This is a genomic window from Plantibacter sp. ME-Dv--P-095, assembly GCF_030209365.1.
Lineage (GTDB): Bacteria > Actinomycetota > Actinomycetes > Actinomycetales > Microbacteriaceae > Plantibacter.
Genome location: NZ_JARVSB010000007.1, coordinates 276,768 through 303,135 on the forward strand (window position 1 = coordinate 276,768; position 26,368 = coordinate 303,135).

The window sequence follows — 26,368 nt, forward strand, 5'->3', positions numbered from 1 at the left end:
CCGTCATGCTGCGTCCTCGGTGGATCGGCGTGCTCGTCCTCTGCCTGGCCGTCGCCGGCGCGTTCGCGGCCCTCGGCCAGTGGCAGCTGGCCCGTGCCATCGAATCGGGACAGGTCGTCCCGAGCGAGACCGAATCGGTCCGGCCGCTCGCGGACGTCCTCGAGCCCGGGGTCGGGATCCGAGAGGTCGACGCCGGACAGCGGATCAGCGTGACGGGCACCTGGGTGCCGGGGGACTACCTCGTCGTCGGCGACCGCGTGAACGACGGCGTGCTCGGCTACTGGGTCACCGGGCACCTTGCGACCGATCGGCCGGATGCGGCGGGCCTCGCGGTTGCGGTCGGCTGGACGAAGGACCGACAGGTCGCCGACCGGGTCGCGGACGCACTCAATGCCGACGCTCCGAGCGGTGTCGTCGAACTCGAGGGGCGGTTGAACCCGCCGGAGGGACCGGAGGAGCCCGCGTCGGACGCGGCGCCGACCGATCTCGACAACATGTCGGTCGCGGCCCTGCTGAACCGGTGGTCCGATGCGGACGGCCTGCGGGTGTTCACCGCGTTCCTGGTGGACGACGACGCCGCCGACGGACTCGAGACCATCTCGTCGCCGGCGCCCAGCCAGGAGATCCAGCTCAACTGGCTGAACATCTTCTACGCGGCCGAGTGGGTCGTGTTCGCCTGCTTCGCCGTCTTCCTCTGGTACCGCCTCGCCAAGGACGCCTGGGAGCGCGAGATCGAGGAGCTCGAGGACGCCGAGGAACAGGCGTCGCAGCCCACCGCGTGATGTCCGGAGCCCCGATGGCCGCGGCTAAGATGGAGGGCATGCCCCTCCAGCCGAAACCGTCGACGTTTCCCGCGATCCGAGGCGCGCTGAAGTTCTACCAGGTGGCCGCGCCGATCACCGGCGTGCTGCTGCTGTCGCTCTGCGCCGAGATGCTGATGAAGTACGCGTTCGGCCTCGAGCTCGAGCTCGGTGGCGCCTACGGCTTCCTCGCCTTCGTCCCGTCCGGGACCGCCACCGCGGTCAACCTGAGCACGGGCATCCTCATCATCCACGGCTGGTTCTACGTCGTGTACCTGTTCGCCGCGTTCCGGCTCTGGAGCCTTATGCGGTGGAACGTCCTGCGTCTGCTCTGGCTCGCGCTCGGCGGCATCATCCCGTTCCTGTCCTTCTTCTTCGAGAGCCGCATCCCGCGGGAAGTGAAGGGCTACCTCTCCGGTCGCGAAGCAGCGGCGGCCGCCGAACCCGTGGAGTCCATGCAGTGAGTGAACCGACCCCCGCCGTCGCGGAGCAGACCGCCGCCCGACCAGTCCTGGTCGTCGACTTCGGCGCACAGTACGCCCAGCTGATCGCCCGACGCGTCCGCGAGGCCGGCGTGTACTCCGAGATCGTGCCGCACACCGTGAGCGCTGCCGAGGTGGCCGCCAAGAACCCTGTCGGCATCGTGCTGTCCGGTGGCCCGTCGAGCGTCTACGAGCCGGGTGCTCCGTCGCTCGACGAGGGCATCCTCGAGCTCGGTGTCCCCACCTTCGGCATCTGCTACGGCTTCCAGGTCATGGCCAAGCAGCTCGGTGGCGAGGTCGCGCACACCGGTCTCCGCGAGTACGGCGCCACCGACGCGACGAGCGTCGTGGACGTCCCGGGCACGCTGCTGCACGGCGTCCCGATTGAGCAGAACGTGTGGATGAGCCACGGCGACTCCGTCTCGAAGGCGCCGGAGGGCTTCGAGGTCCTCGCCTCGACCGCCTCGACCCCGGTCGCGGCGTTCGCCAACGCCGAGCGCGGGCTCTACGGGGTCCAGTGGCACCCGGAGGTCAAGCACTCCGCCTACGGGCAGCAGGTGCTCGAGAACTTCCTGCACCGGGCGGCGGGCATCCCCGCCGACTGGAACAGCGGTAACGTGATCGCCGAGCAGGTCGAGCGCATCCGTGCGCAGGTCGGCGACGCCAAGGTCATCTGCGGGCTGTCCGGCGGTGTCGACTCCGCGGTCGCCGCTGCGCTCGTGCACGAGGCCGTCGGCGACCAGCTCGTCTGCATCTTCGTCGACCACGGACTCCTCCGCAAGGACGAGCGTCGCCAGGTCGAGGAGGACTTCGTCGCCTCGACCGGCGTCCGACTGGTCACGGTCGACGCCCGCGAGCAGTTCCTGTCGGCACTCGCCGGGGTGAGCGACCCGGAGCAGAAGCGCAAGATCATCGGTCGCGAGTTCATCCGTTCCTTCGAACAGGCGGAGATCGACCTCGTCAAGGAGGCCCAGGACGAAGGGGAGCCCATCCGCTTCCTCGTGCAGGGCACGCTGTACCCGGACGTGGTCGAGTCCGGTGGCGGGTCGGGAACGGCCAACATCAAGAGCCACCACAACGTCGGCGGCTTGCCGGAAGACCTGCAGTTCGAGCTCGTCGAGCCCCTCCGCACCCTGTTCAAGGACGAGGTGCGCGCGATCGGCCGCGAGCTGGGACTGCCCGAGGCGATCGTCGGTCGTCAGCCGTTCCCCGGCCCGGGGCTCGGCATCCGCATCGTCGGTGAGGTCACGGCCGAGCGCCTCGACCTCCTCCGCGACGCCGACGCGATCGCCCGCGAGGAACTCACCGCGGCCGGCCTCGACCAGGAGATCTGGCAGTGCCCCGTCGTCCTCCTCGCAGACGTCCGGTCCGTGGGCGTCCAGGGCGACGGTCGCACCTATGGCCACCCCATCGTCCTCCGCCCGGTGTCCTCGGAAGACGCGATGACCGCCGACTGGACGCGCCTGCCATACGACGTCCTCGCGCGCATCAGCAACCGCATCACCAACGAGGTAAAGGACGTGAACCGCGTCGTGCTCGACGTCACGTCGAAGCCGCCGGGGACCATCGAGTGGGAGTGATCACTCCCTGATCCACCGGAAGGCCGTCCCGTCTCGGGGCGGCCTTCCGTCGTCTGGCGGCCCGGTGGCACGACGAAGGCCCGCCCCACGGATGGGACGGGCCTTCGGTGGAACCGGGCTGCTAGTTGCGCGAGATGGCGAGCAGGCGCAGGATCTCGACGTAGATCCAGATGACCGTGACCATGATGCCGAAGGCGCCGGTCCAGCCGTACTTGGCGGGTGCGCGGTTCTGCACGCCGCGCTGGATGAAGTCGAAGTCGAGCACGAGCGAGTACGCACCCATCAGCACCGCGAAGATGCCGATGACGATCCCGAGCGGGATGCCGAAGATCGTCGCACCGTACAGCCCGAAGGGGTTGTTGAGGACACCGGTGAACATCAGCACCAGGTTGAGGAGCTGGAAGACGCCGTAGCCGATGATGGCGACGAGGAACACCTTCGTGAGCTTCTTCGAGGCGCGGACCTTGCCGCTCGCGAAGAGGGCGAGGGTCACGCCGACGACGGCGAGGGTCGCGAGGACCGCCTGGACGACGACGCCGGACCAGGCCGGGTTCGCCTCGAAGACGCGCGAGATGCCACCGACGAAGAGTCCCTGGAAGACCGCGTACCCGAGGATGAGCGCGGGGACCGGCTCCTTCTTGAAGGAGTTGACGAGACCGAGGCCGAGGCCGCCGATCATGCCGATGATCATGGGGAGGGCGTAGCCGCTGCCTGCCTGCAGGAGCGAGGTCGTCCACATCCAGGAGATGACGGCGAACACGACGAGGACGGCGAACGAGCCGAGGGTCTTGACGAGCGTGTTCTCGATCGTCATGCGGTCGGCGGTGCCGACGCCCGCCGGTGCGGTGGGCTGTTCGTACATCTTCTGGAGCTGTTCGGCGGTCAGCGAGGGGTTCGCTGCTTGAGCTGCCTGCAGCGTCCCGCCTCCCTGCTTCGCGAATGCCGGGTTCTTCGAGAACGCGGGATTGTCGAGGGCCATGGCTGATTCCTACTCTCAGTCGTGGAGGCTGTGTCGCGCCAAGCGGCGCTGCTGGCACCCAGAGTATCCGAGTTCCCTTTGAAACAGCCGGATCGGGCCTGGAAAGGTCTGGACGCCGACGGATGTTCGCCGCCAGCTGACAGCCGGCACCCGGCCAGGCCGCCTGATCCTCGCCCTAGGCTGATCGCGTGCGCATCGACTCCTTGCCCAGCCCGCTCGTGATCGGACACCGTGGAGCGCCGGGGTATCGCCCGGAGCACACCGAGGCGTCCTACCGACTCGCCTTCGCCCTGGGCGCCGACGCCGTCGAACCCGACCTCGTCGCGTCGAAGGACGGCGTGCTCGTGGTGCGCCACGAGAACGAGATCTCGGGGACGACGGACGTCGCTTCGAGGCCGGACTTCGCCGATCGGCGGACCACGAAGACCATCGACGGCGATCAGCTGACCGGGTGGTTCACGGAGGACTTCACCTGGGCCGAACTGTCGACGCTGACCGCCCGGGAGCGCATCCCCGCGCTGCGTCCTGGCAGTGCCGACCACGACGGGACGTCGCCCATCCTCCGGTTCACCGATCTCGTCGCCATCGTCCGCGACGCCGCCCGAGAGCACGGGCGCCCGCTCGGGATCGTCGCGGAGGTGAAGCACGCGACCCATTTCGCGTCCGTCGGGCTGCCACTCGACCGGTTGCTCGCCGATGCGCTCGACACGACCGGCTTCGGCGCGGACGCCGCCGCCGAACCGCTCATCGTCGAATCGTTCGAGCAGTCCGTGCTCACGGCCGTGCAGCGGCGTGACGTGCGAGCGGAGTTCGTCTACCTCCTCGAACGGTCCGGCAGGCCGAGCGATCTGGTGGCGCGACTGGGGGAGGCCGCTCCCACGTACGCCGACGCCATGACCGACGCCGGGCTCGCGACGCTCGCGGGCGAGGTCGACGCCATCAGCGTCGACAAGGCACTGCTGATCGATCTGGACGCGGCCGGCGGCCCCTGCCCGACCGATCTCGTGCAGCGCGCACACGCGGCCGGCCTCCGGGTCTACACCTGGACGCTCCGACCGGAGAACCGCTTCCTCGCGCCGCCGTTCCGCTCGGGGGAGGACCCGGCCGCCTTCGGCGACTGGCGGGCGGAGTTCGCCCTGGTGCTCTCGACGGGCGTCGACGGGGTCTTCGTCGACCACGCCGACCTCGGTGTGGCCGCCCGCTCGGCCCTCCCTCCTCGGCGGGAGCACTGACGCCCCGGCGTCCGGGGCGGGCCGATGTCGGAGGCAGCGCCTAGACTTGCAGGCGATATGGCGAGCACTCCTTCTTCGAACGCCGACGCCGTCCAACCGGTGATCGTCGACTGGCCCACAGCGTCCATCCCCGGGACGCCCTCAGACGAGCATGCCGCCGGGAGTCGTCTCCTCGACGGACTCAATCCGCAGCAGCGGATCGCCGTCGAGTACCGGGGGCAGGCGCTGCTCATCGTCGCCGGCGCCGGCTCCGGCAAGACGAGCGTGCTCACGCGACGGATCGCCCTGCTGCTGGAGCAGCGCGAGGCCTGGCCCAGCCAGATCCTGGCCATCACCTTCACGAACAAGGCCGCAGCCGAGATGCGTGAGCGCGTCGAGGCGCTCGTCGGCCAGGCCGCCCAGGGGATGTGGATCTCGACCTTCCACTCCGCCTGCGTCCGCATCCTCCGTCGGGAGGCGGAACACTTCGGGTTCACGAAGAACTTCACGATCTACGACAGCGGCGATCAGCGCGCCCTGCTGAAGCGCATCATCAAGGAGCTCGAGGCCGACGCCTACGGGTTCACACCGTCGAACACCTCGGCCAAGATCTCGAAGCTGAAGAACGAGCTCTCCGACGTCGAGTCGTACTCGCGCACGATCAACACGAACGATCCGCAGGAACTCGTGTTCCTGCAGATCTTCCGCAAGTACACCCGGGCGCTCGCCGACGCGAACGCCTTCGACTTCGACGACCTCATCAGCCAGACCGTGTTCCTGTTCCGGGCGTTCCCGCACGTCGCCGCGCAGTACCAGCAGCGGTTCCGACACATCCTCGTCGACGAGTACCAGGACACGAACCACGCCCAGTACTCGCTCATCCGCGAACTCACCCGTGCACCCGCCGCCGGCTCGGACCACCTGGCCATCGCGCAGGCGGACGGCGCCTCGCTCACGGTCGTCGGCGACTCGGACCAGTCCATCTACGCGTTCCGCGGCGCGGACATCCGGAACATCACCGAGTTCGAGCGGGACTTCCCGGGAGCGAAGGTCGTCCTCCTCGAGCAGAACTACCGCTCCACCCAGAACATCCTCTCGGCGGCGAACGCGGTCATCTCCAACAACTTCGACCGCAAGGACAAGAAGCTGTGGACGGCCGTGGGCGACGGCGAGAAGATCGTCGGGTTCACCGGCTACTCCGGGCACGACGAGGCGCAGTTCATCGCCGACGAGATCGAGAAGCTCCGGAACGGCGGCACGGCGTACAGCGACATCGCGGTCTTCTACCGCACCAACGCCCAGACCCGTGCGCTCGAGGAGATCTTCATCCGGGCGGCGCTGCCCTACCGGATCATGGGTGGCACCAAGTTCTACGAACGAGCAGAGATCAAGGACGCACTGGCGTACCTCGTGTCCGTCGCGAACCCCGCCGACATCATGGCGCTGCGGCGCATCCTCAACACCCCGAAGCGCGGCATCGGTCCGGCGACGGAGACGGCACTCGCGAGCTTCGCCGAGAACAACGGCGTCACCTTCCGCGAGGCGATGCGGCGCGCCGACGCGCTCGGGCTCGGCCCGAAGGTCACGAGCGCGATCCTGCAGCTGTCCGCGCTGCTCGACGAGGCGCAGGCCGCGCTCGACGACGCCGCGGCGGCCGACCGCCCCACCGCGTCGGCGACCGCCGTCGGCGACGTCCTGGCCCTCCTCATGACGAAGAGCGGCTACCTCGACTCCCTGCGCAACAGCCGCGATCCGCAGGACGAGGCACGTGCCGAGAACGTCGACGAGCTCGTCGCCGTCACCAAGGAGTTCGCGAAGAACAACCCGGACGGCGGCATCGTGGACTTCCTCACCGAGGTCTCGCTCGTCGCCGCCGCCGACGACCTCGACGACGCGACCGGAAGCGTCTCCCTCATGACGCTCCACACGGCGAAGGGGTTGGAGTACGACGCGGTCTTCCTGACCGGCATCGAGGAGGACCTGCTCCCGCACCGGATGTCGGCGAGTGAACCCGGCGGCCCGGCGGAGGAGCGTCGTCTGTTCTACGTCGGCATCACCCGCGCCAGAAAGCGTCTCTACCTGTCGCTCGCGATGACCAGGGCGCAATACGGCGAGACCGCCGTCGCGATGCCCAGTCGCTACCTCCAGGAGATCCCGGCCGACCTCATCGAGTGGCGGCAGTCGCCAGGCAACGTCAACGGCCGCGGTGGAACGCAGTCGCGCGCGCTCAATGCGCGCCGCGCCCCGTCGAGCGACCGCTGGTCGGTCCGGTCCCTGCCTGAGGGGGCGTCCGCCGGCGACACCCGGTTCTCCGGCGGGTCGAGCAAGCCGGAGACGGCCTGGGCGAACCGCATCACGGCGAAGGTCCGCGACAACGGCGACCTCGAACTCGTCCCCGGCGACCGGATCTCCCACGCGGACTTCGGCGTGGGGCGCGTGAACGCGGTCACGGGGGAGGGCGCGAAGCGCATCGCCCACGTACAGTTCGAGTCGGCCGGGGCGAAGAAGCTGCTGATCAAGATCGCCCCCATCGAGAAGGTGGAGTGAGCACGGCGGTGCCCTCCGTCCTCCCTCCCGTTCGGGTTCCGCGGGCGGGATGGAGCCTCTAGGCTGATGCACCATGGGTCTGTTCTCCAAGCGCAACGCGTCCGATGCCCGATCCGCAGCTGCGGAAGCCGAGACCTCGGCTCCTGAGGGCGAGGCGGCTCCCGAAGCCGAGGCCCCGGAAGCCGTTCCGCACGTCTCCATCTCGGTGACGACGGTCAACTCCGCCGCTCGGACCCCGGAGGCGCCCGTGTCGGTGCCGGCCACTCCGGCCGCGGCCCCCGCTCCGACGCCCCCCGCCGGCGAACCGGACACGAACGTGGACCTGGCCCAGGCGCTCACCGCCTTGGCGGAGGGTGGCGACGAGCGCGCCATGATGCACGTGCTGCGGCAGAGCATCCAGGGCAAGCTGCTGCTCTCCACGAGCCTCGACGGTGTCTCGGAGGAGGACAAGGCCGCGGGCCGTGTCCCCCTCGGCGTCCACCGCGACGCCGAGGGCGCCGTGTACCTCCTCGCCTTCACCTCTGCTCGTGAGCTCGAGAAGACGCGGACGGCAGACGGGCCCGTGACCGGGGTCGCGGTGGACGCGGTGTGGGCGCTGCGTCAGGCGTCCGGCGAAGGGTACGCCGGGATCGTCCTGAACCCGGCCGACGGCAAGGCGAGCGCCGTCGTCCCGAAGACGCTCATCGTGCGCCTGTTCGGGGACGGCCGCAACAACGACCCGGCGAAGCAGGCGCTCGCCCAGCCTCGCGACGCCGACGCCCTCCAGCGACTGGTCGCGGCGCTCGCCGCGCACGGCGGCTTCGTCGCCGGACGAGCGGAGGTCGACGAGGACGGCAACCGCAAGACGATCGGCATCGCCGAGACCAGGCTCGGCGACCGCCGGCTCCTCGAGGTCTTCACCGCGCCGATCGAGATCGCGGCGCTCGGACGAGGCGACGACGCGTACCCCGTCACGGCCGCGGAACTCGCAGCAGCGCTCCGCAGCGACGAAGGCATCACCGGGATCATCGTGAACCCGGCTGCACCGTGGCTGGACGTCGACCGCGCTCAGCTCGCGCCGCTCCTCGACGTCCGCTGACGTCACCGGCGGTCCGGGCCGGCGTCGAACGGCGCCGGAGTGCGACGAGCGCGCCGCCGAGGCCGAGGGCGAGCGTGGCCACCGTCGCGGCGAGGATGAGCGACCGGTGGTCGGTGCCGGTCTCGGCGAGACGGTGCTCGGTGATCTCCGAGACGGGCGGTGAGACGACCCGCGTGGTCTCGGCGGCGACACCGAACGCCGACCGCCAGGGGCGGATCATGGCGCCACCCTGCTCCGGAGCCGTGTCGGTCGGTTCGATCCGTTCGACCCAGACGTAGTAGCCGTCCTCGGGGACGATGCAGGACGGCGTGGTGTAGTCGCCGGGGCCCGCGTCGACGACGGTCTCCACCTCACAGACGAGGGGAGCGCCGAGCGGCGCCTCGGGTGCTTCGACCGGCTGCTCGCCGAACGGCCCGAGCAGCTGGCTCCGGACGGTCACCGGGATGGGCGCGTAGGGCCCACCCTCCGGACCGAAGACGCCCCACTCCGAGGAGAGCCCGGCGTCCGTCGCGATCCCGACCGACAGGTGGTCGACGATCTCGGTTCCGGGTGCGGCGGTGGCGTGCGAGGTGGTCGTGACGACGACCGGCTGGAACGGCAGGGGCGTGGTCCGCTCGCGGTCCGCGCTCGCCTCGGCGGTGACGGTGATCGGACGAGCGACGAGGACGCTCTGCACGTGGTCGGCGCTGCGGGCGATGGTCATGCCGTTGCCGTAGGGCAGTTCGCCGTAGCCGACGGTCGCCGAGAAGGAGACGACGGCCGAGTCGGTGCTCGGCACGATCCGGTGGCCTTCACCGTTCCCGACGGTCTTGACCGAGGTGCCGTCCTCGAAGGTGGCGCCGTCGAGCGTGATCGTCCCGGTGTGGGTCCCCGGCGGCAGGGTGGTCGTCCCGGACGAGACGAAGTCGACGGCCAGCTCGGAACGCACCACGTCGAAGCCGTCCGCGCCACGATCGAGGTACAGCTCGGCGCTCGCACCGCGACTCGCGCCGCCCGGGCCGTCCGCCTCGGCCAGCATCCGGTGCGCGAGCGCCAGCACGTACTCGGCGCTCGCGCCGGCCCGGGAGGCGATCTGCGCCGGCGTGTAGCCGTTCATACCGGTGATCATCCAGGTGGCGAGTTGGCCGGCAGCCGCCTCGTCGGCGCTCTGGCTCGCTCCCCAGTGTCGGGACAGGTAGGCGAGGCGAGCGGCGTCCTCGGGCTTGAACCAGCCGAGCGAGTCCCCGTCGACGTATTCGTAGCTGTGGCCAGGGGGGATCGGAAGATCGAGGTTGATGCAGAACCCGACCGTACCGTCGTCGAACGCCCAGGATCCGAGCCAACGGCCGTCCGAGGCCGCTCGATGGCCGTAGGCGGCGCCGGTCGCGGCGAGAGCCGAGGCAGCGGTCGCGCCGCCGAACACGATCGCCAGCAGCATCGTGAGGAGGATCGGGACGGCCAGCAGGAGTCGGGTGCGGGGTCTGCGGGGCAGACGGGTTCGGAGGGGGAGGGCAGGAGTTGTCATGTGCCCATGGTGGGAAACGGCCGGGCCCAGCATCGTCGACCGGGCGCCGGATGTGGAAACGACGCGTTCGGGTGCGTCCTGTGGAGCAGTCTGCGTCAGCGGGAGGCGACGGCCAGCTCGGCCTGTTCACGCGCTCGCATCGTCCGGAGGTACCAGGTCGAGGGAGCCGCCCTGGCCCACCTCGGCAAGCGGGGCCAGACGAGCCTGGCGACCCGCAACCTCCGGTCGAACCGGCGCTGCTGGACCGGGGTCCAGCGGAAGCCGTAGGCGGTTCGGAGCATGGGCGGCAGGAGCCCGGCCGTGACGAGGCGGACGAGCGGGAGCAGTGCGCGCACCAGGGGAGGTGCCGCCCGAGCGGTCAAGAGCTGGACGGACACGGCGCGGGCCTCGGGGGTCACGTGGAGGTCCGCGAGCCGTGCCTGGAAGTACTCGTCGAAGGCCGCGCGGGTGGCCGGCCACCGCTCGGCGGGGAGCTGCAGGCTCGTCCCGACGATCGCGTACTCACGGTGCAACCGCTCGCGTGATCCGTCGTCGAGCGGGCCGAAGACGAGCTCGTACACCTGGACCGCGGTGTCGTACAGCGTGGCCGCCACCCAGAGTTGTGCGTCGGCGTCGAAGGCCGAGTAGGCGGGTGCCGGGTCGTCCTCCGACGACCGGACCGGCGCATGTGCGCGGTTCACGCGACGTGCGACGAGGCGCTGCTCCTCGGGGGTCCCGAGCGCGAGCGCGTAGACGAAGGTGAGTGTCGCGTGCAGCCGGTCGAGGGGACGTGCGTCGAAGTCGCTGTGACGCGCCACCCCGGCGGCGACCGCCGGATCGGCGATCTGCAACAGGATGGCGCGGCCCGCACCGGCGACGAGGATGCCCTCGCGCGCCAGGTCCGCCATCCCGGTCATGGAACCGACCCTAGTCGTTCACGGTGAACGTCCGGCTGCGGACGAGCGCTGGGGGTAGAGTCGTCACTGGCCCTTTTTCTCTCGCCGCCGAGATAACGCGCGGCCGAAAATCGCCACGACAATCACAGCAGAACGCGCGAAGCGCGGATGGGAATGACACGTGGATCTTTACGAGTATCAGGCACGAGACCTGTTCGAACAGTACGAGGTTCCGGTCCTCGCCGGCATCATCGCCGACACCCCGGACGAGGTGCGGGCAGCGGCCGAGCGTCTCGGCGGCGTCGTCGTCGTCAAGGCGCAGGTGAAGGTCGGAGGCCGCGGCAAGGCCGGCGGCGTCAAGGTCGCCAAGACCCCCGACGAGGCGTACGAGGCGGCCAAGGCCATCCTCGGTCTCGACATCAAGGGCCACGTCGTCAAGCGCGTCATGGTCGCAGCCGGTGCGCGGATCGCGCAGGAGTTCTACTTCTCCGTGCTGCTCGACCGCGCCAACCGCTCCTACCTGTCGCTCACGAGCGTCGAGGGTGGCATGGAGATCGAGCAGCTCGCGGTCGAGAAGCCCGAGGCGCTCGCGCGCATCGAGGTCGACCCGCTGACGGGCGTCGACAAGGCTGCGGCGGTCGCGATCGCGAAGGCCGCGAACTTCCCCGAGGAGCTCGTCGACCAGGTCTCCGACGTCTTCGTGAAGCTCTACGACGTCTACAAGGGTGAGGACGCGACGCTCGTCGAGGTCAACCCGCTCGTCCTCACGGAAGAGGGCCGCATCGTCGCCCTCGACGGCAAGGTGTCGCTCGACGAGAACGCCGCGTTCCGTCACCCGAACCACGCCGCCCTCGAGGACACCGCCGCCGAGGACCCCCTGGAACTCAAGGCCAAGGAGAACGACCTCAACTACGTCAAGCTCGACGGTGAGGTCGGCATCATCGGCAACGGTGCGGGCCTCGTCATGTCCACGCTCGACGTCGTCGCCTACGCGGGCGAGCAGCACGGCGGCGTGAAGCCGGCCAACTTCCTCGACATCGGCGGTGGAGCATCGGCCGAGGTCATGGCCGCCGGCCTCGACGTCATCCTCGGTGACGCGCAGGTCAAGAGCGTGTTCGTGAACGTGTTCGGTGGCATCACCGCGTGCGACGCGGTCGCGAACGGCATCGTGAAGGCGCTCGAGATCCTCGGCGACACCGCGACCAAGCCGCTCGTGGTCCGCCTCGACGGCAACAAGGTCGAGGAAGGCCGCGAGATCCTCCGCGCAGCCGCCCACCCGCTCATCACGCTCGCCGCAACCATGGACGAAGGCGCCGACAAGGCCGCCGAGCTGGCTTCGAAGTAAGGGATCGCACACGCATGTCAATCTTCCTCAACAAGGACTCCAAGGTCATCGTCCAGGGCATCACCGGCGGTGAGGGCACCAAGCACACGGCGCTCATGCTGAAGGCCGGCACCCAGGTCGTCGGTGGCGTCAACGCCCGCAAGGCCGGCACCACCGTGACCCACGACGGCGGCGTCGAGCTGCCCGTGTTCGGCACGGTCGCCGAGGCCATCGCCGAGACCGGCGCGGACGTGTCGATCGCTTTCGTGCCGCCGGCGTTCACCAAGGACGCGGTCATCGAGGCCATCGACGCCGAGATCCCGCTGCTCGTCATCATCACGGAGGGCGTGCCGGTCGGCGACTCCGCCGAGTTCTGGGCCTACGCCCAGTCCAAGGGCTCGAAGACCCGCATCATCGGCCCGAACTGCCCCGGCATCATCACGCCGGGCGAGTCGCTCGTCGGCATCACGCCGGCGAACATCGCGGGCAAGGGACCCATCGGCCTCGTGTCGAAGTCGGGCACCCTGACGTACCAGATGATGTACGAGCTGCGCGAGATCGGCTTCTCGACCGCGATCGGCATCGGCGGCGACCCGATCATCGGGACGACGCACATCGACGCGCTCGCCGCGTTCGAGGCCGACCCCGAGACCAAGGCGATCGTCATGATCGGCGAGATCGGCGGCGACGCCGAGGAGCGCGCGGCCGACTTCATCAAGGCGAACGTCACCAAGCCGGTCGTCGGTTACGTCGCGGGCTTCACCGCCCCGGAGGGCAAGACCATGGGCCACGCCGGCGCCATCGTCTCGGGCTCCGCAGGCACCGCGCAGGCGAAGAAGGAAGCCCTCGAGGCCGCCGGCGTCAAGGTCGGCAAGACGCCGAGCGAGACCGCCGACCTCATGCGCGAGATCATCGCCTCGCTGTAGCGACGCACGCATCACCAGCACCCACGACGCGGCGCCCGATCCGGGCGTCGCGTCGCGGCGTTCTGGGCCTCGCCCACCGTGTGCCTGACGTTCGGGGTGCACCGCGCCGGGTAGGGTCGGAGGCGCATGAAACGTCTGACCGTCGCCCTCCTCGCCGCCCTCGATGCCACGCTCGCCGTGGCCATCGGCATCGGTGTCGCACTCGTCCCCTTGCTCGCCCTGTGGGCGCTGTACTTCCAGCTCGAGGTCGATCCGGCCGCGCTGTGGCGCGGGGCGGTCGACATCTGGACGCTCGGCAACGGCTCGAGCATGCGCATCACCCTCGACACCGAGCTCGTCACCCAGCTCGGGCTACCGCTCGGGATGGAACCCTTCCTCGTCTCGCTCGCACCGCTCGCCTTCACGATCGGCACGGTCCTGTTCGGGGTGCGCACGGGGATGCGCGCCGCCCGCAGCACCTGGTGGCAGGGCGCCGTCGTCGTGTCCGTGCTGGTGTTCGCCGTCCTGGCGTTCCTCGTGACCCTCACCGCCCTCCACCCGGCCGTCCGACCGTCGATCGTCCAGGGCACACTCGCCCCGACCGTCCGGTTCGCGCTCGGCGTCGTCGTCGCCGCCCTGTGGGTGCGGTTCCGCGAGCAGGATGCGGCCGACCCGATCCTCGACGGCCTCCGCGCCACCCTCGACCGGCTGCCGGCCGGCGCGTGGCCGATGATCGTCACCTCGCTCCGAGGCGGGGCGCTCGCCGCGTCCGCGCTGCTCGCGGTGTCCGCCGTCCTGACGGCCGTCCTCATCGCCGCGGGCTATGGCGCCATCATCTCCCTGCACGAGAGCGCGCAGTACGGCGTCCTGGGTGGCGCGATCGTGACCGGCGCCGAGCTGTTGTACCTCCCGAACCTCGTCATCTGGGCGATGAGCTGGATCACCGGCGGCGGGTTCGCCATCGGCAGCGGGACGGCCGTGTCCCCGATCGGCACGCTCGTGGGCAGCATGCCGGCCGTCCCGGTGCTCGGCGCCATCCCGACGGGGGAGAGCCCGTTCGGGTTCGCGGTGCTCGTCGTCCCGGTCGTCATCGGCTTCGCCGCGGCGGTCGTGCTGCGACGGCGCCTGCTCGTCGACCTCGACGGGAGGGACGGCCTCGCACGACTGGCCGTCGTCGGCCTCGGCATCGGCGTCACGGCGGGAGTCGTCGTCGGCGTCCTCGCTGCGATCTCGGCGGGCGCCGCCGGCCCGGGCCGCCTCGTGGAGGTCGGCCCGAACGGGTGGGCCACCGGCCTGTGGACCACGCTCACCGTCGGGATCGCCGCGGTGATCGGCATGGCCGCCGGTCCGACGCACCTGGCGGAGGAGGACCGCCTCCCGGAGCTGCAGGTCCGCCCGAGCGTCCGGAACGCCCGCGACCGATAGGATGCTCTGGTGCTGTCACTCGTCGTGCTGATCTCCGGTGGCGGATCCAATCTCCGCGCCCTCCTCGAAGCTTCACGCGACGCGGACTTCCCCGCCCGGGTCGTCGCGGTCGGTTCCGATCGCGAGGCGGACGGCCTGGCCCACGCCGAGGAGTTTGGCATCCCCTCGTTCACCGTCCCGTACTCCTCGTTCGACTCCCGAGCGGAGTGGGGGGCGGCGCTCCTCGAGCAGATCCGCGTCTGGAGTCCTGACGTCCTCGTGCTCAGCGGGCTCATGCGCCTGCTCCCGCCGGTCGTCGTCGACGCCCTCTCGCCTCGCATCATCAACACCCACCCCGCGTACCTGCCGGAGTTCCCGGGCGCCCACGGCGTCCGCGACGCGCTCGCCGCCGGCGCCACGCAGACGGGTGCGTCGATCATCGTCGTCGACAACGGTGTCGACGCGGGGCCCATCATCTCGCAGGAGCGCGTGCCGATCCTGCCGGACGACACCGAGCACCGCCTGCACGAGCGCATCAAGCCCGTCGAGCGGCGACTGCTCGTCCAGGCCGTCCGCGACCTCGCCACCGGAACCATCGACCTCGAGGCGCTCTCCACGGCGTCCCGCCCGCCAGCAGAAGGAGCACCCCAGTCATGAGCGGTCCCAGTCACGACCACAGCCTCTACCGCGAACGCGACGTCGTCCCCGTGCGTCGTGCGCTCGTCTCCGTCAGCGACAAGACCGGTCTGCTCGAGCTCGCGGGTGCGCTCGCCGCCGCCGGGGTGGAGATCGTCTCGACCGGGTCGACGGCTGCCACCATCCGGAGTGCCGGGCACGAGGTGACCGACGTCTCGGAGGTGACCGGGTTCCCTGAGTCGCTCGACGGCCGCGTCAAGACGCTCCACCCCTCGGTGCACGCCGGTCTGCTCGCCGACCTGCGGCTCGAGTCCCACGAGGCCCAGCTGGCGGAACTCGGCATCGAGGCGTTCCAGCTCGTGGTCGTGAACCTGTACCCCTTCGTCGAGACCGTCGCGAGTGGCGCGGTCGGCGACGACGTCGTCGAGCAGATCGACATCGGCGGACCGGCGATGGTGCGCGCGTCGGCGAAGAACCACGCGAACGTCGCCATCGTGGTCTCGCCAGAACGGTACGGACTGATCGTCGACGCGGTCGGAGCCGGCGGGACGACGCTGGCGCAGCGACGCTCCCTCGCCGCTGAGGCCTTCGAGCACACCGCCTCCTACGACGCGGCGGTCTCGGCCTGGTTCGCGAGCACGGAGACGACCGAGGGCGAGGCCTTCCCGAGCACCCTGACCGTCACCGGTCGTCGCGAGACGGTGCTGCGCTACGGCGAGAACTCGCACCAGGCCGCGGCCCTCTACGTCCGTCCCGGCGGCGCGGGCATCGCCCAGGCCACGCAGCTGCACGGCAAGGAGATGTCGTACAACAACTACGTCGACGCCGACGCTGCGGTCCGTGCCGCGTACGACTTCGCCAACCCGGCCGTCGCCATCATCAAGCACGCGAACCCCTGCGGGATCGCGTTCGCGAACCCGAAGGCGCCCGACCCGATCGCGTCCGCCCATCGTCGCGCACACGAGTGCGACCCGGTGTCTGCGTTCGGCGGGGTCATCGCCGCCAACCGTGTGGTCACGCTCGGCATGGCCGAGACGGTGAAGGAGATCTTCACCGAGGTACTCGTCGCCCCCGGTTTCGAGGACGCCGCGCTCGAGGTGTTGAAGACGAAGAAGAACTTGCGTCTGCTGCAGCTGCCCGACGGGTTCACGCGTGAAGCACACGAGGTCCGTCAGATCTCCGGTGGCCTCCTGTACCAGGACGCCGACCGCTTCGCCGACGACCCCCAGGACACCGCCAAGGGCTGGACGCTCGTCACCGGTGAACCGGCGGACGACGACACCCTGCTCGACCTCATCTTCGCCTGGAAGGCGTGCCGTTCGGTGAAGTCGAACGGCATCCTGCTCGCGAAGGGCAGCGCGAGTGTCGGCGTGGGTATGGGTCAGGTCAACCGCGTCGACTCCTGCCACCTCGCCGTCAGCCGGGCGGGTGACCGCGCAGCGGGTTCCGTCGCCGCGTCGGACGCCTTCTTCCCCTTCGCCGACGGTCTGCAGGTCCTGCTCGACGCCGGTGTGCGGGCGGTCGTGCAGCCGGGCGGTTCCGTCCGTGACGAGGAGGTCATCGCCGCGGCGCAGGCAGCCGGCGTGACCATGTACTTCACGGGGGAGCGTCACTTCTTCCATTAGACCGGCGGGTGCTCCTCGGCGGAATCCGAGCGAGCTCCTGGTCATCTCCCAGCGGCGTCGGGCCTTCGTGGCCCGGCGCCGCTGCGTCGTTCCGCTACGGTTGTCGGATGACTGCCACCTGGAGCCGCAAACTCATCGCATCCGCCGCCGCCGCCGTCGCGACCATCGTCGTCGGTTTCCTGGGGGTCATGTTCGTCACCTTCGTCGGCTACCAGTTCGCCGGGACGATCTTCGCCCAGGCGAGTCCGTACTTCTTCGAGAGCACGATCATCACCTTCGTGCTGCTCCTCATCGTCGGCGTCGTCGGCCTGTACCGGTTCCGGCTCCTGGCCCTCCTCGGCGGAGCGGCGCTCGCCGTCATCGGCGCGCTCCTCGGCCTCATCGTGCAGGTCGCGACGACGGGTCAGCCCGTCAACAGCACCGTGCTCGGCAGCATCGTCGCCACGCTGATCAGCCTCAACCTCGTCTTCGTCGTCGTCATCGCCCTGTCCGCGGCATTCATCGGATACCCCGTCTACCGGATGGTCATCCGGACGCAGGACGCCGTGCTCGACGAAGGTCGACGCATCGCACTCGTCCGCATGCCCGCCTCCAACCTCGCCGAGGGGCTCGTCACGCACCAGGAACGCGCCACGATCGACACCGAGCTCGCCGACCAGCAGTGGGACGCCTACGTCGCCGCGCTCGACGCCGCGGGTTGGGACACCACCGAGGTGTCCTGGGCCGACCAGCTCGCCGATTCCGTCTTCATCGAGGACGCTGTGGTCGTCGTCGGCGACCTCGCCATCGTGACCCGTCCCGGCGCCGAGAGCCGTCGTCCGGAGATCGTCGCCGCCGAGACCACCGCGCGTGAACTCGGCCTCCGCGTCCACCGCATCGAGGGTGACGGCACCCTGGAGGGCGGCGACGTCCTGCAGGTGGGGACCACCGTGTACGTCGGCCGCAGCGGCCGCACGAACGCCGAGGGTGTGCGCCAGCTCCGGAACATTCTCGCTCCGCGTGGCTTCGACGTCGTCGCCGTCCCCGTCACGAAGGCACTGCACCTGAAGTCGACGGTCACCGCGCTGCCCGACGGCACCGTCCTCGTCCACCCCGACCTCGTCGACGACCCGTCCTTCTTCGGCCGACACCTGGTCGTCCCCGAGCGCGAGGGCGTCGCAGTCGTCGAGCTCGCCGACGACACGGTGCTGATCTCGGCAGCCGCGCCGAAGACGGCCGCGTTGCTCGAGGACCGCGGCTACACCGTGGTGCAGGTCGACATCAGCGAGTTCGAGAAGCTCGAGGGTTGCGTCACCTGCCTGTCCGTGCGGGTCAGCTGAGCCGATCGTGGAACAGCAGGCTGGAGCGCGGGGTGGACGGGATCTGAACCGGAGGGCCGTCGCGCAGCGTCTGGACATCCCGCTGGAGATGGCCAGGCACCATGGGATCCCGCCGTTCTGGTCTGCGGAGCAGCTCGCCGCGTTCGAAGCCGATCCTCCCGCGTGGTACGTGCAGTCCCGTGCCAACCGGACGGGCAAGCGGCCGGTCTGGGTCGAACTCCGCTGCACGATCTGCGGCACCAGCGAGACGCTCCGTCCGAAGAAGTGGTGGCCGGAGTTCTCGATGGTGAGCTGTTCCTGGCATGGGGCCGACGAACTGCCGCCGGTCCCCGAGGGATCGCGTCGGCGCGAGATCGACGGCATCGGGGCCTTCGTCGGCATCGTCGACGAGCCGGCGTCCTGACGGCGGGACCGACCGACCCCATGTGGGCAAGCGCATGGATCCCTTGCAGTCCGGCGTCGTCCTCCCATAGTCTGGTCTGCTGCGCCGACCCTCGTTCCTCGTGATCGGTGCCGCCCGCGTTCGAGTGCGACCTGTGCACCCGGCCCGCGGCTCTCGCCCCACAGGATGAGGAGGATGCCATGACGCTCTCGAACCAGGACGCTCCAGCGCTGACGGTCGACCGTGCCCGTTCCGCCTCGAGCCGCCGAGCCGCCGCCGCCCGACCAGCCTCCGGGCCAGCCGTGACGGACGCCGTCGCACCGCACTAGTACCCGGCAGTCCGCCACATCATCCGTCCGGCGTCGCCCGGACCCGTCACCGGATGCTGCGATCCCGCAGAGCGACCTCGCCGTCCGGCTGTTCCACGACCACTGTTCCGTCGGCGTTCGACGACGCCGACTCTCTCGCAAGGATTCCCCGCAATGACTCCGCTCGGCGACGACCGCCGTCCTGTCCAACCGCGTCAGAGCACCTTCCGTGCCCTCATGCGGATCTACCCCTACGCGAAGACGGCCATGCCGCGGATCGTGCTCGGCATGGTCGCCGCGCTCGTGGCCGGCCTCGTCGCGCTCGCCATCCCGCTCGTGCTGCAGGCGCTCGTCGACGGTCCGCTCTCGAGTGGTGACTCCTCGCAGATCTGGCCGGCGGTCATCGTGGTGCTCGCGCTCGGTGTCCTCGAAGCGGTCATGATCGCCCTGCGCCGCTGGTTCGTCCTGACCCCCGGCACGCACGTCGAGGCCCGCATGCGGAACGCGCTCTTCGCGAAGCTGCAGGACCTGCCGGTGACCTTCCACGACCGTTGGCAGAGCGGGCAGTTGCTCTCGCGTGCGGTCAGCGACCTCGGTCTCATCCGCCGGTGGATCTCCTTCGGCTTCGTCCTGCTCATCGTGAACGGCGTGACCATCATCGTCGGAGCGGTCATCCTGTTCACGTGGAACTGGCTCCTCGGCCTCATCTTCATCGCTCTCGCGATCCCCGTGTGGATCTTCGGATTCACCTTCGAGGGGCGCTACTCGGTGATCGCGAGGCGCAGCCAGGACCAGGCGGGCGACCTCGCGACCGCGGTCGAGGAGTCCGTGCACGGCATCCGCGTGCTGAAGGCCTTCGGGCGCGGCAAGCACGCGCTGCAGCGCTTCACCTCCCGTGCGGAGGACCTGCGTGGGACGGAGATCGAGAAGGCGAAGGCGATCGCCGGCATCTGGTTCTGGCTCGTGCTGCTGCCGGACATCGCGTTCGCGCTCTGCCTGTTGGCGGGGGTCTGGCTGGCGTCCATCGGCGAACTCACCGTCGGTCAGCTGTTCGCCTTCTTCGCGACGGCGACGATCCTGCGGTTCCCGATCGAGTCGGTCGGCTTCCTGCTGGCCATGACCTTCGACACGCGATCGGCGACAGACCGGTACTTCGACGTGCTGGACTCGGTCAACACGATCATCGACCCGGAACATCCCGAGCACCTCGCCGACCCCGTGGGCGAGCTCGTGTTCGAGGACGTGCACTTCCGGTACGAGGACGCACCAGCGCGTGAGCGTGACGTCGTCGACGGCGTCCGGTTGCGCCTGGAACCGGGGGAGACCATGGCCCTCGTCGGGTTGACCGGCTCCGGCAAGTCGACCATCACCGCCCTGACCACGCGGCTGTACGACGTGACCGGAGGGCGCATCCTGCTCGACGGCATCGACATCCGAGCGCTCACCCGTGAGGAACTGCGTCGCCACATCGCGATGGCGTTCGAGGACGCGACGCTCTTCTCGGCGAGCGTCAAGGAGAACGTGCTGCTCGGACGGGACGACCTGGACCTCGACTCGCCCGAAGCCGAGCGGGTCCTCCGCGAGGCACTCGACATCGCGCAGGCGGGGTTCGTGGACGAACTGCCTGACGGCGTCGAGACGACCGTGGGGGAGGAGGGGCTCAGCCTCTCCGGTGGCCAGCGACAGCGGCTGGCGCTGGCGCGCGCGGTCGCCGCCCGCCCGGCGGTCCTCGTCCTCGACGACCCGCTGTCGGCGCTCGACGTCGACACGGAGGCGCTCGTGGAGGCGGCCCTGCGACGGGTCCTCGCGTCGACGACGGCGCTCATCGTCGCCCATCGCCCGAGCACCGTCATGCTCGCCGACCGCGTCGCGCTCCTCCAGGACGGACGCATCACCGCCGTGGGCCGCCACAGCGACCTCCTCCGGGAGAACGACCATTACCGCTATGTGATCTCGAGTCTCGAAGCAGACGAACGCGAGACGATCCGACAGGAGGTGAACCTGTGAGCCAGGAACAGACGGTCCACGGGGTGCGGGGCGAGGAGCGCGACGACCTGACCCGTGCCGAGTCCGCACAGATCAGACGACGTTCGCTGCGACTGCTCGGTTCCCTCATGGCGCCGCTGCGCTGGCGCGTGGTCGCGGCCATGACGATCGTCATCGTCTCGACGGCGGCGCAGGTGGCGGGTCCGGCGCTGATCGCGCTCGGCATCGACCGGGCGCTCCCCGCGATCCTCGAGCGCGCCGACTGGATGCCGGCGTTCCTCGTCGTCGGGGCGTACCTGCTGACGGGGGCCGTCGGGGCGACGCTCATCTCCTGGTACACCGTGCTCGCGGCGCGGATCAGCCAGGCGATCCTCATCGACCTCCGCAAGCGGGTGTTCCTGCAGACGCAGCGGTTGAGTCTCGACTTCCACGAGAACTACACCTCCGGGCGGATCATCTCGCGGCAGACGAGCGACCTCGACTCCATCCGTGAGCTCCTCGACTCGGGTATCAACCAGCTGGTGTCCGGCGTGCTCTACATGGGCTTCACGGCCGTGGCACTGGTGCTCGTCGACTGGGTCAGCGGATTGGTGCTCCTCGGCGCGCTTATCCCGTTGACCGTGCTCACCCGCTGGTTCCAGATCCGATCGCAGAAGCTGTTCCGTGAGTCGCGGGTGGCGTCCGCCAAGCTCATCGTCTTCTTCGTGGAGGCGATGACGGGCATCCGTGCGGTGAAGGCGTTCCGCAAGGAGCGGCGCAACGAGCAGACCTTCGGCGCGACCGTGGAGCATTACCGCACGGTCAACGCCCGGGTCATCCAGCTGTTCGGGGTGTTCGACCCCGGACTGGTGTTCATCGGCAACCTCTCCGTCGCGGTCGTCCTGCTCGTGGGCGGGTTCCGTGTCGCCGACGGCCAGTTGGCGATCGGTGCCTTGCTCGCGGCGCTGCTGTACACCCGTCGGTTCTTCGACCCGATGGAGGAGATGGCGATGTTCTACAACTCCTACCAGTCGGCCGCGGCGGCGCTCGAGAAGATCTCCGGCGTCCTCGAGGAACGTCCGAGCGTGCCCGACCCGGTGGCGCCCGTCGACCTCTGGGCCTCGAAGGGCCGGATCACCTTCGACGACGTGACGTTCGCATACGCGGCGGACCGCGTCATCCTGCCGAGCTTCGACCTCGAGATCCCCGCAGGGCAGACCATCGCCCTCGTCGGGACCACGGGTGCCGGCAAGTCGACGCTCGCGAAACTCGTGAGCCGGTTCTACGACCCGTCCGAGGGTGCCGTCCGCCTCGACGGCGTGGACCTGCGCGAGCTGCACCCGAAGGATCTCCGCCGTGCCATCGTCATGGTCACGCAGGAGGCGTACCTGTTCTCCGGCTCCGTGGCGGAGAACATCGCCCTCGGCAAGCCCGACGCGAGCTTCGAGGAGATCCGGGCAGCGGCCAGGGCCGTCGGCGCGGACACCTTCATCGAGGCCCTGCCGGACGGTTACGACACCGACGTGAACAAGCGTGGCGGACGCGTGTCGGCCGGGCAGCGGCAGTTGTTGTCCTTCGCGCGGGCGTTCCTCGCGGATCCGGCCGTGCTCATCCTCGACGAGGCGACGGCGTCGCTCGACATCCCGAGCGAGCGACTCGTGCAGGAGGCGCTGCAGACGCTGCTCGCCGACCGGACGGCGATCATCATCGCGCACCGCCTCTCGACCGTCGCGATCGCCGACCGGGTGCTCGTGATGGAGTACGGGCGGATCGTCGAGGACGGTGCGCCGGCCGACCTCATCGGCGGGACCGGCCGTTTCGCCGCGATGCACGCCGCCTGGCGCTCCTCCCTCGGCTGACGGGTGCGCGGGGGTGTGGTGCCCGGTGTCCTCCGGTGACGGACGGACGCCGGGCACTACACCTCGACCGCCCGACCTGCCACAATGAGCGGATGACCAGTGATGAACCGCGTTCGCTGCGCGTCGCCGTCGCCGACGACGCCGTGCTGCTCCGCGAGGGCGTCGTCCAGATCCTCCGGGCCGGCGGCCACGACGTCGTGGGGTCCTTCGGTTCCGCGGTCGAGCTGGTCGAGCGCATCGACGACGGACTGCAGCTGGACGCCGTCGTCCTCGACATCCGCATGCCGCCCACCCACACCGACGAGGGCATCGTGGCCCTCGAGCAGCTCCGGGCCACGGGGTTCCGTGCTGGGGTCCTCCTCCTCAGCACCTACGCCGTGCCCGCCTACGCGGTCCGCGCGCTCGGTTCGGGCGGCGGCACGGGCTACCTCCTCAAGGACCGCGTCGCCGACTCGGGGACGCTCGTCGACGCCGTCGAACGGGTCGCGGCCGGTGAGTCCGTCGTCGATCCGGAGGTCGTCTCCCTCCTCGTCGCCGAACGCACCCGTTCCGACGGGCTCGACCACCTCACCGAGCGTGAGCGGGAGGTCCTCACCCTGATGGCCGAGGGGCGGTCGAACTCCGGTATCGCGAAGGCGCTCGTCGTCAGCCTGAAAACCGTCGAGGCGCACATCAGCCGCATTCTGGCCAAGCTCGGACTCGAGGACTCGCCGGCGGACCACCGCCGCGTGCTCGCGGTCGTGCGTTGGCTGGAACACACGGATGGCTGACGGTCGCCCACGCGGACGGGCGACCTCGCTGCCGATCCCGGCACCCGTCGGTCGTGGCCGACTGCCGTGGCCGCTCCGCCTCGTCATCCTGGTCGCGGCGGCGCTCCTCTGCGTCTGCTCGGTGGTGTTCGGTGTCGTCCAGCCGGGCATCGCGGACGGCAACGGGCTGCCCTGGCTCGTCGGTCACCTCGCCGCACTGACCGCCGCCGGCCTCATCTGGTGGCTGGCTCCGACCTCGGTCCCCGGGTGGGTGATCGTCGGGTACACCGTGGCCGAGACGGCCTACATGTGGGCGTACGGTGTCGAGGCGGGCTGGCTCTGGCCGCTCCTCATGTCGATCTCCGTCCTCCCCGGGGTCGCCCTGGTCTGGCTGGCCCTGGCCTTCCCCGCCGGCCGCCTGCGGCGTGGCTTCGACCGCCGGCTCGTCATCACGGCGTCGGTGTACCTCGTCACGTACGCGATCGCGACCCTCGTGCTGACCCGTCGATACCCGCTCGACGCGCAGCACGAGCCCAGTTCCTACGCGGTGCTGGCGAACGGCGGGCTCGCCGCCGTGCTCGGCCAGGCGCATGCCGCCGTCATGGGGCTCTTCGCCGTGGTCGTCGCCGGCGTGGTGCTCCTGCGGTGGGCGCGCAGCAGCGGCGCGGCCCGGCAGGTGGCGTTCATCATGCCGGTGGCCTTCGTCCTGTGGCTCGTCATCGGCGTCGGATGGTCCCTCGCGCGCCTGGGCGGTTGGCCGCAGGACCTCAGACTCGCCGTCGAGGACCTCAACGCCTTCTCGGTGGTGCTCGTGCCGGCGGCCTATGCGACGGGGCTCGTCCGGATGCGGGCGATCCGCGCCAGGGCCGTCGACCTCGTGCAGACCGGCGGGCTGAGCGAGACCGGCCACGACCGCTGGGACAGCTCCGTGAAGACCGTCCTCGGCGACCGCTCGGCCCGTCTCGTGTGGCCGGGCTCGCAGCGGACGACGGGGCGGGACGCTCGGGGACGGGCGATGTCGAGCGTCGGCGACGCGGACGCCCCGCTCGTGTACATCGAGCACGACGCCGCGCTCCTCGACAACCCGCAACTGCTGCGCTCGGTGTCGGCGTCGTTGCGCATCATGATCGACAACGAGCGGCTCACCGGAGAACTCCGGCACTCCCTGCGCGAGGTGAACCGTTCGCGGCTGCGCATCGTCCAGGCGGCGGACGAGGCGCGCCGTCGTGCCGAGCGCGACCTGCACGACGGTTCGCAGCAGCAGCTCTTCTCGGTCGCCCTCCGGCTCCGGATGGCGAGCGATGCGGCGCGAGCCGACGGGCAGCTCGCGCTCGCCGAAGGACTCGAGACGACCATCGAGCAGCTCGCGAGCGCGATCAAGGAGCTCCGCGAGCTCGCGCGCGGGCTCCATCCGGCGCTCCTCGCCGATGGTGGTCTCGGGCCGGCGATCGCCGAACTCGGTCGGCGTTGCACGGTCGTCACCCGTGTGAACGTCGAGCTCCGCGAGCGCCCGACGCAACTCATCGAGTCCACCGTGTACTACGTCGTCTCGGAGTGTCTGGCCAACGTCACGAAGTACTCGGAGGCCACGGGCTGCGAGGTGACCGTCGGCGACGCGGACGGCCGACTGCGGGTGGTCGTTGCGGACGACGGGGTGGGCGGCGCGGACCCGGCGAGCGGGAGCGGACTGCGCGGCCTCGCCGACCGGGTCGACGCCGTCGGCGGGACCATGCGGATCGAGAGCCCTCGCGCCGGCGGGACGGCCGTCACGATCGAGCTGCCCGTCTGAACCCGAGCCGCAGGCGCGTCAGTGGAGGAGGGCCTCCCGGCCGAGCCGGTACCGCCCGCCGCTCATCCGGACGATCGGTGTGCCTTCGGCCTCGTAGTGCTCGAGCGCGCGTTCCTCGTGGCCGGTCGGCGGCAGGCCTCCGGAGCGGACGACGCGCCACCAGGGCACGGCGTGCCCGTACTGGGCCATCACCCGCCCGACCCCGCGAGCCGACCTCGATCCGATGATCGAGGCGACCTGCCCGTAGCTGAGAGCACAGCCCTCCGGGATGTCGGCGACCACCGCCAACACGGCCTCGGCGAAGGCCTCAGCGGTGTCGATCGCCGGCTGCCCGCCCACGGGTCAGAGGCTGATGCTGCCGATGGTCTCGCCGTACTGCGTCTCACCGACGGGGGAGAAGCCCACCCGGAGGAAGAACGCCTCAGGGCCGAGGTCGCCGGGCTCGTAGATGACGTTCACGTGGTCGAAGTCGCGCTTCTTGGCCTCCTCGATGAGCGAGGCGACCGCGAACCGGCCCACGCCGCGTCCCTGGTCGTCGGCGTCGACGTTGATGCGCCAGAGGGCGGAGCGGAACTCCTCCTGCATGGACTCGTGGTCGAAGTTCGCGGAGATGAAGCCGACGACCTCGTCGCCGTCGAGGATGACGCGCTGCCACGAGGTCGCGGGGTTCACGACGGCGGCCGCGACCGCGTAGGACACGGGAGCGACGAACTGCTCCTGCCCGGGTTTCATGGTGAGCGCGTTGACCGCCACGATCGTCGATGCGGACAGTTCTTCCAGACGCAGCTCAGCCATGACTTCAGGCTAACCTGTCCGGTCCACCGCGGATAGTCCGCCCGGGTGCCGACACGCCCCCGGGCGCGCACACCCACGGCGGATCCCCAGTCGACGGCGAGGGCTCCGCCGGTCGGCGATCCGGAACTGTCTCGATGTCAAGAGACCTGGCGCGTCTTGTAAGCTAGGTGCTGGCCGTGCCGTCCCACCTTTCGGATGCGGTCTCCTCCATGCCATGCGGAGCACTCCACCGCGTGCGCACCTCCGTAGGCC

The 26,368-nt window shown here is 70.0% G+C and carries 23 protein-coding genes; 18 read left to right on the top strand and 5 right to left on the bottom strand.

Annotation, left to right across the window (positions count from 1 at the left end):
* The first annotated feature begins 5 nt into the window (after positions 1 to 5).
* The 3 genes from QRN26_RS11270 to guaA are packed head-to-tail and all read left to right on the top strand — an operon-like array spanning position 6 to position 2,862.
* The gene (locus QRN26_RS11270) at positions 6 to 782 is read left to right on the top strand and encodes an SURF1 family protein (RefSeq protein ID WP_082456062.1); all 777 of its coding nucleotides are present in this window, start codon (positions 6 to 8) and stop codon (positions 780 to 782) included.
* Positions 783 to 820: 38 nt separating this feature from the next.
* Positions 821 to 1,264 (top strand): DUF3817 domain-containing protein, encoded by a 444-nt coding sequence (locus QRN26_RS11275; RefSeq protein WP_056778703.1) that lies wholly within the window; start codon positions 821 to 823, stop codon positions 1,262 to 1,264.
* Positions 1,261 to 2,862, top strand: a complete 1,602-nt coding sequence (gene guaA / locus QRN26_RS11280) for a glutamine-hydrolyzing GMP synthase (protein ID WP_285036793.1) — start codon at positions 1,261 to 1,263, stop codon at positions 2,860 to 2,862. The genes QRN26_RS11275 and guaA overlap by 4 nt, the downstream gene beginning before the upstream one ends.
* Before the next feature lie 121 nt (positions 2,863 to 2,983).
* Here the strand turns inward: guaA and QRN26_RS11285 are convergent, their stop codons facing one another.
* A complete protein-coding gene (locus QRN26_RS11285) occupies positions 2,984 to 3,841 on the bottom strand; it encodes a Bax inhibitor-1/YccA family protein (RefSeq protein WP_056008012.1) in 858 nt (285 codons plus the stop codon).
* 194 nt (positions 3,842 to 4,035) lie between these two features.
* On the opposite strand from QRN26_RS11285, the gene QRN26_RS11290 reads away from it, so the two are divergent.
* The 3 genes from QRN26_RS11290 to QRN26_RS11300 all read left to right on the top strand — a co-directional run bounded on the left by QRN26_RS11290 (position 4,036) and on the right by QRN26_RS11300 (position 8,677).
* Positions 4,036 to 5,073, top strand: a complete 1,038-nt coding sequence (locus QRN26_RS11290) for a glycerophosphodiester phosphodiesterase family protein (protein ID WP_285037040.1) — start codon at positions 4,036 to 4,038, stop codon at positions 5,071 to 5,073.
* A 57-nt stretch (positions 5,074 to 5,130) separates the two neighbouring features.
* Positions 5,131 to 7,599 (top strand): ATP-dependent helicase, encoded by a 2,469-nt coding sequence (locus tag QRN26_RS11295; protein ID WP_285036795.1) that lies wholly within the window; start codon positions 5,131 to 5,133, stop codon positions 7,597 to 7,599.
* 73 nt (positions 7,600 to 7,672) lie between these two features.
* Entirely contained in the window at positions 7,673 to 8,677 is a 1,005-nt protein-coding gene (locus tag QRN26_RS11300; protein WP_285036798.1) for an SseB family protein, read from the top strand.
* On the opposite strand, the gene QRN26_RS11305 is transcribed toward QRN26_RS11300, so the two are convergent.
* A complete protein-coding gene (locus tag QRN26_RS11305; RefSeq protein WP_285036801.1) occupies positions 8,604 to 10,181 on the bottom strand; it encodes a hypothetical protein in 1,578 nt (525 codons plus the stop codon). The two genes, QRN26_RS11300 and QRN26_RS11305, sit on opposite strands and share 74 nt — an antisense overlap.
* 95 nt (positions 10,182 to 10,276) lie before the next feature.
* Positions 10,277 to 11,077, bottom strand: coding sequence for an oxygenase MpaB family protein (locus tag QRN26_RS11310; protein ID WP_285036802.1), 801 nt, complete (start codon positions 11,075 to 11,077; stop codon positions 10,277 to 10,279).
* Positions 11,078 to 11,237: 160 nt separating this feature from the next.
* Between QRN26_RS11310 and sucC the strand changes: the two genes are divergently transcribed.
* The 12 genes from sucC (at position 11,238) to QRN26_RS11370 (ending at position 25,321) form a co-directional block, all read left to right on the top strand.
* Positions 11,238 to 12,401: an ADP-forming succinate--CoA ligase subunit beta gene (gene sucC, locus QRN26_RS11315; protein WP_056778683.1), complete on the top strand. Its 1,164-nt coding sequence runs from the start codon at positions 11,238 to 11,240 to the stop codon at positions 12,399 to 12,401.
* Positions 12,402 to 12,415: 14 nt separating this feature from the next.
* Entirely contained in the window at positions 12,416 to 13,306 is an 891-nt protein-coding gene (sucD, locus tag QRN26_RS11320) for a succinate--CoA ligase subunit alpha (protein WP_056007994.1), read from the top strand.
* A gap of 126 nt (positions 13,307 to 13,432) precedes the next feature.
* Entirely contained in the window at positions 13,433 to 14,710 is a 1,278-nt protein-coding gene (locus tag QRN26_RS11325) for a cell division protein PerM (RefSeq protein ID WP_285036804.1), read from the top strand.
* A gap of 9 nt (positions 14,711 to 14,719) precedes the next feature.
* The gene (purN, locus tag QRN26_RS11330) at positions 14,720 to 15,346 is read left to right on the top strand and encodes a phosphoribosylglycinamide formyltransferase (protein WP_285036806.1); all 627 of its coding nucleotides are present in this window, start codon (positions 14,720 to 14,722) and stop codon (positions 15,344 to 15,346) included.
* Positions 15,343 to 16,950, top strand: a complete 1,608-nt coding sequence (gene purH, locus QRN26_RS11335) for a bifunctional phosphoribosylaminoimidazolecarboxamide formyltransferase/IMP cyclohydrolase (RefSeq protein WP_285036808.1) — start codon at positions 15,343 to 15,345, stop codon at positions 16,948 to 16,950. The genes purN and purH overlap by 4 nt, the downstream gene beginning before the upstream one ends.
* Positions 16,951 to 17,057: 107 nt before the next feature.
* On the top strand, positions 17,058 to 18,269 hold the full coding sequence (gene ddaH, locus QRN26_RS11340) for a dimethylargininase (RefSeq protein ID WP_285036811.1): 1,212 nt from the start codon (positions 17,058 to 17,060) through the stop codon (positions 18,267 to 18,269).
* Positions 18,270 to 18,357: 88 nt separating this feature from the next.
* Positions 18,358 to 18,672 carry a hypothetical protein gene (locus QRN26_RS11345; protein ID WP_056007979.1) on the top strand — a complete coding sequence of 105 codons (315 nt, stop codon included), beginning with the start codon at positions 18,358 to 18,360 and terminating at the stop codon, positions 18,670 to 18,672.
* 179 nt (positions 18,673 to 18,851) lie between these two features.
* On the top strand, positions 18,852 to 18,980 hold the full coding sequence (locus tag QRN26_RS11350; protein WP_285036814.1) for a hypothetical protein: 129 nt from the start codon (positions 18,852 to 18,854) through the stop codon (positions 18,978 to 18,980).
* A gap of 153 nt (positions 18,981 to 19,133) precedes the next feature.
* On the top strand, positions 19,134 to 20,966 hold the full coding sequence (locus QRN26_RS11355) for an ABC transporter ATP-binding protein (RefSeq protein ID WP_285036816.1): 1,833 nt from the start codon (positions 19,134 to 19,136) through the stop codon (positions 20,964 to 20,966).
* Positions 20,963 to 22,783 carry an ABC transporter ATP-binding protein gene (locus QRN26_RS11360; RefSeq protein WP_056007973.1) on the top strand — a complete coding sequence of 607 codons (1,821 nt, stop codon included), beginning with the start codon at positions 20,963 to 20,965 and terminating at the stop codon, positions 22,781 to 22,783. Before QRN26_RS11355 ends, QRN26_RS11360 begins: the two co-directional genes overlap by 4 nt.
* Before the next feature lie 92 nt (positions 22,784 to 22,875).
* On the top strand, positions 22,876 to 23,553 hold the full coding sequence (locus QRN26_RS11365) for a LuxR C-terminal-related transcriptional regulator (RefSeq protein ID WP_056778673.1): 678 nt from the start codon (positions 22,876 to 22,878) through the stop codon (positions 23,551 to 23,553).
* Positions 23,546 to 25,321, top strand: coding sequence for a sensor histidine kinase (locus tag QRN26_RS11370; protein WP_285036819.1), 1,776 nt, complete (start codon positions 23,546 to 23,548; stop codon positions 25,319 to 25,321). Before QRN26_RS11365 ends, QRN26_RS11370 begins: the two co-directional genes overlap by 8 nt.
* 18 nt (positions 25,322 to 25,339) lie before the next feature.
* Here QRN26_RS11370 and QRN26_RS11375 read toward each other — a convergent pair whose 3' ends face one another.
* Both QRN26_RS11375 and QRN26_RS11380 read right to left on the bottom strand, forming a co-directional pair.
* On the bottom strand, positions 25,340 to 25,660 hold the full coding sequence (locus QRN26_RS11375; RefSeq protein ID WP_285036821.1) for an MGMT family protein: 321 nt from the start codon (positions 25,658 to 25,660) through the stop codon (positions 25,340 to 25,342).
* A gap of 3 nt (positions 25,661 to 25,663) precedes the next feature.
* Positions 25,664 to 26,116, bottom strand: a complete 453-nt coding sequence (locus QRN26_RS11380) for a GNAT family N-acetyltransferase (RefSeq protein WP_056007961.1) — start codon at positions 26,114 to 26,116, stop codon at positions 25,664 to 25,666.
* Positions 26,117 to 26,368: the final 252 nt, after the last annotated feature.

Bases quoted from the DNA above. Each gene is read 5' to 3' on its own strand.
- QRN26_RS11270 (WP_082456062.1), top strand. From the start codon at position 6: ATGCTGCGTCCTCGGTGGATCGGCGTGCTCGTCCTCTGCCTGGCCGTC.
- QRN26_RS11275 (WP_056778703.1), top strand. From the start codon at position 821: ATGCCCCTCCAGCCGAAACCGTCGACGTTTCCCGCGATCCGAGGCGCG.
- QRN26_RS11285 (WP_056008012.1), bottom strand. From the start codon at position 3,841: ATGGCCCTCGACAATCCCGCGTTCTCGAAGAACCCGGCATTCGCGAAG.
- QRN26_RS11295 (WP_285036795.1), top strand. From the start codon at position 5,131: ATGGCGAGCACTCCTTCTTCGAACGCCGACGCCGTCCAACCGGTGATC.
- QRN26_RS11300 (WP_285036798.1), top strand. From the start codon at position 7,673: ATGGGTCTGTTCTCCAAGCGCAACGCGTCCGATGCCCGATCCGCAGCT.
- QRN26_RS11305 (WP_285036801.1), bottom strand. From the start codon at position 10,181: ATGACAACTCCTGCCCTCCCCCTCCGAACCCGTCTGCCCCGCAGACCC.
- QRN26_RS11310 (WP_285036802.1), bottom strand. From the start codon at position 11,077: ATGACCGGGATGGCGGACCTGGCGCGCGAGGGCATCCTCGTCGCCGGT.
- sucD (WP_056007994.1), top strand. From the start codon at position 12,416: ATGTCAATCTTCCTCAACAAGGACTCCAAGGTCATCGTCCAGGGCATC.
- QRN26_RS11325 (WP_285036804.1), top strand. From the start codon at position 13,433: ATGAAACGTCTGACCGTCGCCCTCCTCGCCGCCCTCGATGCCACGCTC.
- purH (WP_285036808.1), top strand. From the start codon at position 15,343: ATGAGCGGTCCCAGTCACGACCACAGCCTCTACCGCGAACGCGACGTC.
- ddaH (WP_285036811.1), top strand. From the start codon at position 17,058: ATGACTGCCACCTGGAGCCGCAAACTCATCGCATCCGCCGCCGCCGCC.
- QRN26_RS11345 (WP_056007979.1), top strand. From the start codon at position 18,358: ATGGCCAGGCACCATGGGATCCCGCCGTTCTGGTCTGCGGAGCAGCTC.
- QRN26_RS11350 (WP_285036814.1), top strand. From the start codon at position 18,852: ATGACGCTCTCGAACCAGGACGCTCCAGCGCTGACGGTCGACCGTGCC.
- QRN26_RS11355 (WP_285036816.1), top strand. From the start codon at position 19,134: ATGACTCCGCTCGGCGACGACCGCCGTCCTGTCCAACCGCGTCAGAGC.
- QRN26_RS11365 (WP_056778673.1), top strand. From the start codon at position 22,876: ATGACCAGTGATGAACCGCGTTCGCTGCGCGTCGCCGTCGCCGACGAC.
- QRN26_RS11370 (WP_285036819.1), top strand. From the start codon at position 23,546: ATGGCTGACGGTCGCCCACGCGGACGGGCGACCTCGCTGCCGATCCCG.
- QRN26_RS11380 (WP_056007961.1), bottom strand. From the start codon at position 26,116: ATGGCTGAGCTGCGTCTGGAAGAACTGTCCGCATCGACGATCGTGGCG.